The 10015-nt window shown below is 54.3% G+C and carries 7 protein-coding genes and 1 pseudogene; 6 read left to right on the forward strand and 2 right to left on the reverse strand.

Going from position 1 to position 10015, the window contains the following annotated elements; genetic code table 11:
* Position 1: 1 nt before the first annotated feature.
* The 4 genes from GRX64_RS12920 (at position 2) to GRX64_RS12935 (ending at position 6200) form a co-directional block, all read left to right on the forward strand.
* A complete protein-coding gene (locus GRX64_RS12920; RefSeq protein ID WP_166267823.1) occupies positions 2-1930 on the forward strand; it encodes a putative bifunctional diguanylate cyclase/phosphodiesterase in 1929 nt (642 codons plus the stop codon).
* A 260-nt stretch (positions 1931-2190) separates the two neighbouring features.
* Complete coding sequence (locus GRX64_RS12925; protein WP_166267825.1) at positions 2191-2577, forward strand: hypothetical protein; 387 nt, start codon at positions 2191-2193, stop codon at positions 2575-2577.
* 71 nt (positions 2578-2648) lie between these two features.
* Complete coding sequence (secD, locus tag GRX64_RS12930; RefSeq protein ID WP_166267826.1) at positions 2649-5153, forward strand: protein translocase subunit SecD; 2505 nt, start codon at positions 2649-2651, stop codon at positions 5151-5153.
* A gap of 15 nt (positions 5154-5168) precedes the next feature.
* A complete protein-coding gene (locus tag GRX64_RS12935; RefSeq protein ID WP_345790080.1) occupies positions 5169-6200 on the forward strand; it encodes a TerC family protein in 1032 nt (343 codons plus the stop codon).
* Between the two features lie 840 nt (positions 6201-7040).
* Here the strand turns inward: GRX64_RS12935 and GRX64_RS12940 are convergent.
* The gene (locus tag GRX64_RS12940) at positions 7041-7697 is read right to left on the reverse strand and encodes an SDR family NAD(P)-dependent oxidoreductase (protein ID WP_166267828.1); all 657 of its coding nucleotides are present in this window, start codon (positions 7695-7697) and stop codon (positions 7041-7043) included.
* A 208-nt stretch (positions 7698-7905) separates the two neighbouring features.
* Here GRX64_RS12940 and GRX64_RS12945 point away from each other — a divergent pair, with 208 nt between their 5' ends.
* Positions 7906-8298 carry a RidA family protein gene (locus GRX64_RS12945; RefSeq protein WP_166267830.1) on the forward strand — a complete coding sequence of 131 codons (393 nt, stop codon included), beginning with the start codon at positions 7906-7908 and terminating at the stop codon, positions 8296-8298.
* A gap of 122 nt (positions 8299-8420) precedes the next feature.
* Here GRX64_RS12945 and GRX64_RS12950 read toward each other — a convergent pair whose 3' ends face one another.
* Positions 8421-8633, reverse strand: coding sequence for a hypothetical protein (locus tag GRX64_RS12950; RefSeq protein ID WP_166267832.1), 213 nt, complete (start codon positions 8631-8633; stop codon positions 8421-8423).
* Between the two features lie 489 nt (positions 8634-9122).
* Between GRX64_RS12950 and GRX64_RS12955 the strand changes: the two are divergent.
* Positions 9123-10015 (forward strand): annotated as a pseudogene (locus tag GRX64_RS12955) (IS3 family transposase); the annotation flags it as partial.

Here is a 10015-nt window from a genome sequence, read left to right on the forward strand (position 1 = left end):
AATGATTGAGCTAGGGCGCCTGTCGATAGAAAATACCGCTGCCATTGTCGGATCGAGAAATAAGATCCGCTTGTTGGCCGAGAATCTTGAATTTAACGCCATTGATGCCACACGGCTGGCCACCCTAGTCTCGGACTTGTGTCGCAGCCTGTATCGTAACCATGCCTATGCCTTTGTTATTGTTGCCTTTGACGAGAGAGAACAAGGGTTTGGCCTACTCTTGAATTTTCAGGGAATGGACAGTGCCACGGCGCCGGAGAGCAGTGCGCTGGTGTCTGAACGAACGGGGGGTTTCTTCGATCACACAAACCTAAATCGCCCTGAGGACAATCATCAAAGTTTTCTCGTGTTCAAGTACCTGCCAGATCCACACTTCAAGCCCACGGAACCTTTTGTCGAGCAGCAACGGGAGACGCTTGCTCGCTTGACCAGAGCAGAGCTGTTGGTTGAGCTTCAAACGAAAAACGAAGAGCTTCGAAAGCTACTTGGTGAGATTGAACAAAGAGCGGCGAAAGAAAAAAAGCTTGCCGCAGAAGCGGCAGTTGCCGAGATGGTTCGTAAGGAATCCCGGGAACTGGCCAAAGCTTATAAGGAACTGGAAATAGCTCGCAAACACGAGCAGCTTCTGGCCAATTACGACGCCGTCACCGAATTGCCCAATCGGGTATGCTTTCAGGATCGCCTGCAGCAATCCATTACCTACGCCGAACGTAATGGCCAGTTGCTGGCTGTCTTGTTCTTGGATCTGGATCACTTTAAGAACGTCAACGACACCGTCGGACATGCGGAAGGTGATCAGTTGTTGCGAATGGTGGCCGAAAGACTTCTCAACTGCGTGCGGAAAAGCGATACCGTCGCTCGCTTGGGTGGTGATGAATTTACGCTGGCGCTGCTTGATATTGCAGGGCCGGAAGCCATCGCACCCATTGCTGACAACCTCGTTCAGACACTGTCTAAACCGTATCTGGTTGGCGGCCGGGAATTTTTTATCGGCGCCAGTATTGGTATTGCCCTTTATCCAAATGACGGTGACAGTGTCGAGCTTTTGCTGCGCAACGCCGATACAGCAATGTACAAAGTGAAACAATTCGGACGTAATAATTATCAGTTTTACTCATCAGACATGAGTGCCCAGGCCTCCGCAAAATCGGACCTGCAAAACAGCCTGCGTAACGCCATAAAACACGCAGAACTGGAGCTTTATTACCAACCTCAATTAGATTGTTCCAGCGGCCGAATTGTTTCGATGGAGGCGCTATTGCGCTGGCGTCATCCTGTGCAGGGCTTTATACCGCCGGATATATTTATCCCGTTGGCGGAAGAAACTGGTCTAATCCTCGAAATCGGGGAATGGGTTTTCAAGGAGGCATGTTCGCAAAATAAAGCCTGGCAGGAGGCCGGATATACGCCCATGCCGGTCGCGGTCAATTTGTCGATGCGACAATTTGAGCAAAGAAACCTGGTCGATGTCATTCTAAAAACGTTAGCAGAGACAAAGTTGGCGCCCCAGTGGCTGGAGCTGGAGTTAACCGAAGGGGTCTTTTTGCACGACATAACGCGCGCCACTGAAATGCTGGCAACCCTAAGGCAGTCAGGCGTTGTAACCTCAATCGACGATTTCGGAACGGGTTACTCGTCCCTAAGTAAACTCCGGCGTCTTCCCATCGATACAATTAAGATTGACCGCTCCTTTACCCAAGGGGTTACCTCTGATCAAGATGATGCCTCTATTGTCGCTGCCATTATCGCGTTGGCCCACAATCTCGGCCTGAAAGTAATTGCCGAAGGTGTGGAATACGACGCTCAGCTCGATTTTTTACGCGAGCATCGCTGCGACCAATGGCAAGGCTACCTGTGCAGCAAAGCATTGCCAGCCAAGGACTTTGAAACATTGTTACTCAACCAGTTACAGAGTGATCGTTCGAAATAAGGCGCATTGAAAAGTTTCAAGATATTGTTTTTAAATAAAAACTCAGGTAAGCGGCAGGGTTGCCTTTGAACATTGAGCCTGGAAACCCGGGGCAGACACACCTAAAAGGCGTACTGCGCCAAGATTAAATCTGTCCTGGTTTTACTCGACGCTACTCCATCCTCACATCCTGCTAAATAGTTTCCTTAACCGGCTTCACAAATCCGTTGACTTCGGTCGGTCCGCATTTCAAGATTTATTAGACGTCTAGAGACAGCAGAATGAACAACGTCATTCATCACCTCCTCCGCCGACAGATCCAGATTCGTCTTGTAGTACTTCCACTACTGGCATTGCTGCTCGTATTTCTCTTTTCTATTACCCACCAACATGCCTCATCTGCACCGGCAGAGCATGGGTTTGTTGGAAATCTGGATCACTTGGTTGCTGCCAGCCATAAAGAATCCATCAGGCCTATGAGCGGCACACCCAAGAACGATGTCGCAGCGGATGGTGGTCCGGATTATCCCGGCTGGTGGCATAACAGTGCGATGCTTTTTTGGCCCCGCCTTTACCGCAATATCTGCAACTTCACGGCGGATTCGGGATACCCCCCAGCATCACCTCGTTTTCTGATCCCCCTTCTTCGCGCACCCCCTCTGGCGTAGTCCTCCGCTTATTCATGGCTGTGCGTCTGGGCAGTCATACCGGTTAGCGAAATTTTCTTCGAGGATTATCCATGAAATCGTTGCATACACGGGCCGTCGTTTACGGCTTGGTCATTGTGCTCGGGTTGCTGAGTGCGTTACCAAACCTTCTTCCTCCCACTTTGTTCGGTCAATTGCCTGACGGGTACCAGCAGAACACGGTTTCCCTGGGGCTGGACCTTCAGGGTGGCTCACACCTGCTTCTGGAAGCGGACATCCAAGAACTGATGGCCAGCGAGCTCGAAGCAATTGCAGGCGAGTTAACCACCTCCCTGCGTGAGGCAAGCATTCGTTACGGACGCCTCCAGATAACCGATAAAGGTATCGAGCTACCGGTGCGACAGTCCGAACGGGCGTCCGAAGCCGCCGGATTTGCTCGTGAACTGGCTACGGAAACGCTGGATGGCACGCGCCGGTTCGACGTCGATATCAATAGCGGACGCCTGGTCCTGACTCCGACCGAGTCCTGGCGGGCCAGTGTCTCACGGGGTGCGGTAGAACGAAGCCTGGAAGTGGTCAGGCGGCGGCTCGATGAAACCGGACTGGTAGAGCCCAGTATCACCCGCCAGGGCAGCGACGGCATTCTGGTCCAAATGCCGGGAGTTGCCGACCCGAGCGAGATTCGTGAATTGCTCGGGACCACGGCGAAAATGACGTTTCATTGGGTGGCTCGGGAAACAGGGGGGGAAGGTGTAGCAACCATTACCCTGCCGGGCGCCCATGAAGACGGACAATACAGACTGGAAAAACGGGTTGCCATGGCGGGCGAGCACATCCGCGATGCCCACATGACTTTCAACCCGGATACGAACGAGCCGGTGGTCAATTTCAAGCTGGACGACACAGGTGCCCGGCTGTTTGGGGACATGACCCGGGACAACATTGGCCGGCCCCTGGCCATTGTACTGGATGGTGAAGTCATTACAGCGCCGGTGATCCGCAGCGCCATTGGCGCTAACGGTGAGATCAGCGGTGGGTTTACCACAAAAGAAGCCAGCAACCTGGCCCTGCTGCTGCGGACCGGAGCCTTGCCCGCTCCCTTGCATGTGGTGGAAGAACGTACCGTAGGCCCCGACCTGGGCAGTGACGCCATTGCCATGGGGCTGACTACCGGCTTGCTGGGTGCCGCCATGGTGATTGCCTTCATGATAGGACTTTATGGACGCTGGGGGCTGATTGCCTGTGTCGGATTAACGGTGAACATTGGGTTGGTCTTCGGAATATTGAGTCTCTTGGGGGCGACCCTGACCCTTCCGGGTATTGCGGGAATTATCCTCACCATTGGTATGGCGGTGGATGCGAATATCCTGATCAACGAGCGTATGCGTGAAGAATCTCGCCGAGGCAAGCCAGCCTGGCTGGCCCTCCGAGAGGGGTTTGACAAGGCCTACAGTACGATTCTGGATTCCAACTTCACTACCCTGATCGCGGTCAGCCTGCTGTTCCTGTTTGGCAGCGGTCCGGTCCGGGGCTTCGCCGTCACCATTGGCATAGGCCTAATGACGTCCCTGTTTACGGCGACAGCGGTTACCCGCTTGATCATGGAATGGCACATCCGGGGTCGTGAACGGAAACCGCTGATGATTTCAGGTGTTGCCTTGCTTGATCGACTGAGCGAGCGAGGCGTGAACTTCATGCGCGGTCGCGTCATGGGTCTCGTGGTATCGGCGGTGCTTTCCATTGCTTCGATCGCTCTGGTTGTGCAGCCGGGGCTGAAATACGGCGTTGATTTTACCGGCGGTACGGTGGTCGAGGTGCAGGCTAAAGGGGTAACTGTGAATCAATTGCGAACCACACTCCAGGCCCAACACCTTAAGGACGCAGCCATTCAGGAAGCTGGCACCGATGGGCGCTTTCTCATCCGTTTGCCGGCAGAGATGGGGGAGCCGGTGGCATTGCTCAAAACCGCCGTCACACTGATCGAACCGAATGCCGAGTTCCCGAAGGTCGATATGGTCGGGCCGAAAGTCAGCAGTGGCTTCAGCGATGCCACCATTCTGGCAATCCTGTTGGCCGGTACCGGTATGCTGGTGTACCTCTGGTTCCGCTTCGAGTCTCATTTCGCCTGGGCGGCCGCGCTGACCATTACACTGGATCTCACAAAAACCATCGGATTTTTCGCCCTCGCCGGCGTGGAGTTCAACCTGACGGCGGTCGCTGCACTGCTCGCACTGATGGGATATTCGGTTAACGATAAGGTGGTGGTGTTCGACCGAATCCGGGAAAACATCCGGAAGACACCGGACCGCCCCATGCTGGATCTGGTGAACGACAGCATTTCATCGACGCTTACCCGCACTGTGTTTACCTCGGTAACGACCTTTTTAGCGCTGTTGCCTATGGGCATTGCCGGTGGAGCGGCCGTGGCGAGTTTTGCCTTGCCCATGCTTTTTGGCATTGTGATTGGCACCAGCTCCTCGGTCTTTATTGCGTCACCAATTCTGTATTATCTGGGTCAGCGACGGTCAAGGAGAGGGCTCGCCCAATTGCGGCCGACGACCGAGGAAATTCGCAAGAAGCTGGAACTAATACCCTAGAGAGGTTAATGACCGGTGGACGCAATATGGATGTGGGTCGGGTTCAACCTATTTGTCCTTACGCTGCTCGCCCTGGACCTCGGTTTTCTACACCGAAGTGAAAAGCAGATAACCATCAGGCATGCCTTGTGGCTCAGCCTTGGTTATGTCGTGCTCGCAATGATATTCGCCGCCGGCATTTTTGCCTTCATTGGAGAAGCGGAGGGGTATCAGTTCCTTACAGGCTACCTGATAGAAAAGAGCCTCAGTGTCGACAATATTTTTGTCTTCATGCTGATCTTTACCCACTTTGCCGTCCCCCCACAGCACCAATACCGTGTGCTCTTTTTTGGCATTCTGGGCGCCTTGGTGATGCGTGGGACGCTCATTCTGGCGGGCGCTACGATTATCGACGCATTTCATTGGGTTAGCTATATTTTCGGTGCTTTCCTGATCTTTACGGGGATTAAAATGTTGGTGACTGTCGGTCAGGAGCCAGACGTCGACAATAACCGTATCGTCAGGTTTATACACCGGCGCTTTAAGATTACGCAGCAATTCGCAGGGCCTCGCTTCTTTGTGACGGTTGATGGCGTCTGGTATATGACGCCGCTATTCCTGGTGCTGATTCTCATTGAGCTGACAGACGTGGTTTTTGCTCTGGACTCGATTCCGGCGATCTTTGCCATAACCACGGACCCGTTCCTCGTCTATACGTCAAACGTCTTTGCAATCCTTGGGCTGAGGGCACTTTACTTTGCGCTGGCAGGCATTGTGCACCGCTTCCATTTCCTGAAGTACGGGTTGTCGCTGGTGTTGGTCGTCGTGGGAGTAAAGATGGTTATCAATGCCTGGTTCGGAACCAAGGTCATTCCAACCGAAGTTGCGCTGTTGGCAACCGGGGTTCTTATCGGTGGCTCCATCCTGTTTTCGATATGGAGGACAAGACACCTGAAGCCAGGTGAAGCAGCGCAAATAGCAAGTGAGTGGTGGATTCCGGGCAGTCCACCTAAAAAAGAATCCAGGCAGGATGTGAAATCGAAATCACAGCCCGATCACCAGAGTTAAAGTAGTGCCCTTGGCCGTTGATGAGTGAAGGTTATGTTCTAAAAGAGTTGGCTATGCTTACATTGCTCATGCCGGATCGCCACTAAGGAACAGGTGCACAAGTATCCTGGCGGCGGCAGCGCACTGGGCGGATGGTCCATTGGAGAGCAACCTGCACGGAGGCGTCAGGTGTGATAAACAACCGGCAAAACAAGGACAAGCCCCACCACAGTCTGAGACATTCCCCGGCGGCCTATGGCGTATGATCGGCGCGTCGTGTGCAAGGTCTTAGTCTTGGCACTGTTATCGGTGCCTGTGGTTTTGCCGCTCTCACAATGGTTCAGCACTACGTGCGGCCTGTTTCTCTGGCTCTGTTTCGGCTCGCCGCTCTTACATCCTAACCCCCACATTTCTGCTTTCCCGGGGCAAGGCCATTTGGTACCCCTTCCTGCTACGGTTTAATCTTGTTGTTGCGCTGTCGCGGGTCGCGGTCTCATTAATTATGGGTGGCGCAAACCTTGTTGGCACAACCCTTGTTTGCGCTGGTTTTGCGTCAATTGCCCGTTGCCTTTACCACGCGACTACACATAAAAAGTGCGTCGAGTATTATCGCGTCGTATGGGATTGTCACAACAATCGCTGATGGGCTTTTAACAACCGCACCGGGTCATTTTTCAAACACAATTGGGTTTAGGCGTTATTCCATTGCCATTTAACAAGCCGGCGAAAACCTGTGCTTTGCAACCTTGTCGATCCTGCCAAATCCGACGTTCGTACGTAAAAACCCGGACCAGAGTCACCTTAAATACTTTCCGTGAGAGTCTTACACGCTCACAGCTGGCCTGCCCCAGTTTTTAACCCTTAAAACGCGCAGTCCGTCCCGTCCCACGATTTGAAGCAGCCGGTGTCGGCCAGGGTGAGGTTATCGATCTGTCGGCGTAGCCCGGGTATGGCCTCATCGAGCGTCAGGTCGGCGGCATCACCGCCCATGTCAGTGGCCACCCAGCCCGGGTGATAGATGCCCACGGCGATCCCTTCACTCTCAAGGCTGACCGCGAGATTGCGCCCCAGGTTGATGGCGGCGGCTTTGGACGCGCGGTAAATGAACCGGTCGCCGGCCGGTTGGCTCTGGGCCCCCATCTGGCTGGCCATGATCGCGATTTTCGGTGTGCCGCCCGTGTCCCGGCTGGCCCGCAGATTCGGGAGCAGGGCCTGAACCACGAGAAACACCCCGGTGACATTGGCGGCAAAAGACTGCGCCCAGAGGGCCGGGGCGTAGCCGGTTTCCAGCTCATCGAATTTATCCAGCGATACACCGGCGTTGCAGACCAGGGTGGCGATTGGCCGCCCTTCGAACCGCTTTGCCAGCGCGTTGATACTGGCCGGATCGGTCACATCCAGTGGCTCCATGCCCGCGGTATTGCGGGCGGTTGGAATAACCGCCGTGCCTGCGGTTTGCCACGCCGTGGCCAATGCCTTGCCGATGCCACGATTGGCACCCGTGATCAGTATCGACATCCGGAAATCTCCTTCACGTCTGGGTTTAGACGGCGCTGGTTATCGGTCGCTGGCGGTTGTTGTCACCGGCACCGTGATGTTGGCGCTCACTTACCTTTTAAGGCTGAACTGGCTACTCTTGAGGAATAAACCACAGAGCTGTCCCGGTTTCGGTCACAGCCCAGACACACGACCGGACCCTCAGCCTTCACCACGAGACTAAAATACTATGACTGCACCCATATTTCACATGATCGAGCAGGCGCCAACGCCCGTCGGCCCGTTTTGTCACGCCACCGAGACTGACGGATGGGTGTTTCTGACCGGGCAGATGCCCACCGATCCCGAGGATGCCGACGCCGCCCTTCCGGAAGGCATCGAGGCGCAGACGCGCCGGGTGATGGATAACCTGATACTGGTGCTCGAGGGGATGAGCCTGGGCCTAGAAGACGTGGTGACGGTGCGAATCTTTCTGACCGAATTTAAACGCGATTTCTATCCGATGAACGCAGTGTACCAATCGTATTTTGCGGCAGGGAAATTGCCTTCCCGGACCTGCATCGGGGTCACGGCACTGGCCGTGGACGCGCTGGTCGAGATCGATTTCATTGCCCGGCGATAGGCCCGTTCGATCCACAGCCTGTCAGGCGCTACCCAGAGTTATTAACTCCGCGCGTGGGGTCAGGCGTCTAGCCCGCAGCCATTGAGACCCGTACCGGCAAAGGATCAGACCTGACGCCGGGTTTATCGGCCCATGGTCCGATATTGTAAAATGAGCCCGATAATCTCATGGTCACTGGTCGCAAGCGACAGGGATTCGTTCAGTGAGGGCCTCTGTGGCAAGCGGATGTTGAATTTATTACGCAACGCCGCCTTCACCTGCGCATCAACCGACGGGTCAAACTCTTGACCCAGATAAATACAGATCCGCTGATGAATGAATTCTTTATTTTTCATGAACAATGGGTGTCTTGTTTGGCATTAAACATCCGCGTCAGACCGAATGCCGTTATCGTGGAGCACACGGGCGCACGCTAACGTTGGCGCGTCCGAGTGTCGTGAGTGGTTGTGTTCCAGAGTATTCCGTAGGCGATCGTACCGAATCATTTTGCCTGTTCCTGACAAAAAATCACCTATTATTTGCTGCCTGAAGGGCACTTCTGCTTAGAAACGCGTGTGATGCGTCAATCCTGCGTTTGCTTCGGCTTCGCGAATCATCCTGGCACCGGGTATGGGTCGGTTATTCAGGGCGAGGGTCAGGAGTTGGGTGTTTTGAGTCAGTTTTAGCACTATTCTTCAAAGACGCGAAAACAGATCTGTCCCGGATATTGCTTCAAGAGCATAGGAGAAATGAGCTCAAGTGCGTATGCGAACCTATGCATCTTGAATCGCCCCGGGTTTTATAGACACCTCCAGGCCTTATACTAAAGGCACTTAGGAGGGCCAATGAGACACCCACAATACACCGAAGAATTTAAGATTGAAGCCGTCAAACAGGTGGTAGAGCAAGGCCACCGTGTTGCCGATGTTGCTGCCCGACTGGGCGTGTCCAGTCATAGCCTATATCAGTGGAGAAAGCGCTACTCCAAGCCTGCTGATCTGCGCCAGCAAGATGATGACCTCCAAGCTGAAAACCGGCGATTGAAGGCTGAGCTTAAACGCGTGTCAGAAGAGCGAGATATATTAAAAAAGGCCACCGCGTACTTCGCCAGAGAGTCCGACTGAGGTACGCGTTTATTCGGGATCATGCGGGCCAGTATCCGGTACGACGTCTGTGCGGCATGTTGTCTGTGCATCCCAGCGGCTATTATGCCTGGTGCCGTAATGCATTGTCTGGCCGGGCTCGGGAAGATCAGCGTCTGCTGGGACAGATCAAGCATGCCTGGCTGGAAAGCGGTGGTGTCTATGGATATCGTAAGATTCATCAGGATCTACGAGAAGCTGGTGAGGCGTGTGGCAAGCACCGGGTAGCCCGTCTTATGCGCCACGAAGGGCTGCGCTCTCAGACTGGATATAAACGCCGCCCGGGCCACTACAGTGGTAAACCTGCTGCGGTATCACCCAATCATCTCGATCGCCGGTTTGAAGTAGCAGCGCCCAATCTCGCCTGGGTTACCGACATCACCTATATCCGCACCTACGAAGGCTGGCTCTATTTATCAGTCGTTATTGATTTGTTCTCTCGTCAGGTTGTTGGCTGGTCGATGAAGCCACGCATGACCGCCGACTTGGCGCTGGATGCCCTGTTAGCCGCAGTCTGGCGCCGAAAGCCCCACGGGGTTGTTATGGTGCATTCAGACCAGGGCAGTCAGTTCAGCGGCGGTGAGTGGCAAAGCTTT

The sequence above is a fragment of the Marinobacter caseinilyticus genome (genome assembly GCF_011074955.1).
In the GTDB taxonomy this organism is placed as follows: domain Bacteria; phylum Pseudomonadota; class Gammaproteobacteria; order Pseudomonadales; family Oleiphilaceae; genus Marinobacter; species Marinobacter caseinilyticus.